The organism is Allocoprococcus similis, from assembly GCF_054660775.1.
The window spans coordinates 1-1,789 of record NZ_BAAHSG010000022.1; the positions used below are offsets into that span (position 1 = coordinate 1).

1 protein-coding gene is annotated in these 1,789 nt (G+C 38.0%); it reads left to right on the forward strand.

What is annotated here, in order from left to right; all coding sequences use genetic code 11:
- Positions 1 to 85 precede the first annotated feature (85 nt).
- Positions 86 to 1,660, forward strand: coding sequence for an IS1182 family transposase (locus ACYQ5K_RS10970; protein WP_173689663.1), 1,575 nt, complete (start codon positions 86 to 88; stop codon positions 1,658 to 1,660).
- Positions 1,661 to 1,789 lie beyond the last annotated feature (129 nt).

A 1,789-nucleotide genomic window follows, 5' to 3' on the forward strand; every position in this document is an offset into this window, starting at 1 on the left:
AAGGGGCTGTGAAATAAGTCCCTAAAAGAAATAGGACCATTCGTTCATGCGAAAGGTCCTATTTTTGTGGTAAAATTAACTTGCGATGAAAACTTTACACAATAATTATTGTAATTCAAAACAAGGATATTTACCACTGTTTCTTTCAGATTGTTTGGATCTGCTGGATCCTGTTTTAACATTTGACAGATTGATGGGAGGAATCGATTTAAACAAGTATCTGACGGATATTCCGGAGTATACAACTGGACGACTCAGATATAATCCAGTCAACATGTTAAAAACAGTACTTTTCGGATTTATGACTGGCGGCTACTGCTCTCTGAGAGAACTGGAAGACAACTGCAAAGTTAATATCAGGTTCATGTATCTCATGGATCACCAGACTCCGTCATACAGAACCTTTGGATATTTCATTAATGAAATACTTCAAGATAAGATTGAAAACATTTTTAACGACATCAATCATGCTATCTTTAACGAGGAGCATGTAGATCTGCAACATCTCTACATCGACGGCTCCAAGTTTGAAGCAAACGCAAACAAGTATACCTGGGTATGGAAGAAGGCTACCGAAAAGTTCCGTTACAAGCTTTACGAAAAAATCACTGCGGAGATTGAGGAAATTAATGCAGAAATCGCATGGAGCGGGGTGCAGATCACAACAAATCCGGAGTATGTACCGGATTATCTGAATGAAATCGTTGAGCAGCTAGTACTTTTATGGGAACTGGATAAAAGTACATTTGTTTACGGAAGTGGAAAGCGAAAATCCAAAGAACAGCGACATTATGAACACTTGACTACTTTCTGTCAGAAACTTCAAGAATACATGCAAAAAATTGAAATCTGTGGTCCCAATCGAAACAGTTACTCTAAAACAGATAACTCAGCTACCTTTATGCGTATCAAAACGGATTACATGGGCAATGATCAGCTTCTGCCAGCATATAATGTACAGATTGGTGTAGCAGATGAATATATTGCAGTTGTTGACGTGAACCATTATCGTTCGGATATGGATTGTTTCGTTCCTTTGATGGAGCACTTCAAACAAACTTATGGATTCTATCCCAAATATCCTGTGGCAGATGCCGGATATGGCTCATACAACAATTATATTTTCTGTGAACAGAACGGAATTGAAAAGTATATGAAATTTCCAATGTTTAAAAAGGAAACTAAGGATCGGAAATATCATGAAGATCCATTTCGTGCAGTTAACTTCAGAATTGATGAGCAAGGTGTCATGAGATGTCCTAACGATAAAGCATTCCATTTTTTATACAGAAAAAATGTGAGGGGAAATCAATACGGACGTAAGGAAGAACTGTATGAATGCGAAGACTGTAGTGGATGTCCATATGCAGAGAAATGTAAGAAAACAGATAAGAATCGAACCGTTCGGATCAATCAGGAATTAACTTCCATGCATCAGGAAGTAATCGAAAACCTAGAAAGTATCCACGGTGCGTTATTACGAATGAACCGTTCGATACAAGCAGAAGGCACTTTCGGAATAATGAAAAACGACCGTTGGTACAAGAGAATTGTCCGAAGAGGCATTCATTCAGTCAAACTGGAAGTTTTACTCGTGGCGATAGGCCATAATCTATATAAATATCAGAAAAAAAAGATGAGAAACAGAACTGCCGCATAGATTCAAAAAAAGAATTTCTATGGGGTAGGGGAAGTGCGCTTTCTTTGCGCATGATTTCAGTCATTTATACACAACAGGTACAAAAAGGGAGATGCGAAAAAACTCAATCGAGTTTTTTCACATCCCCTT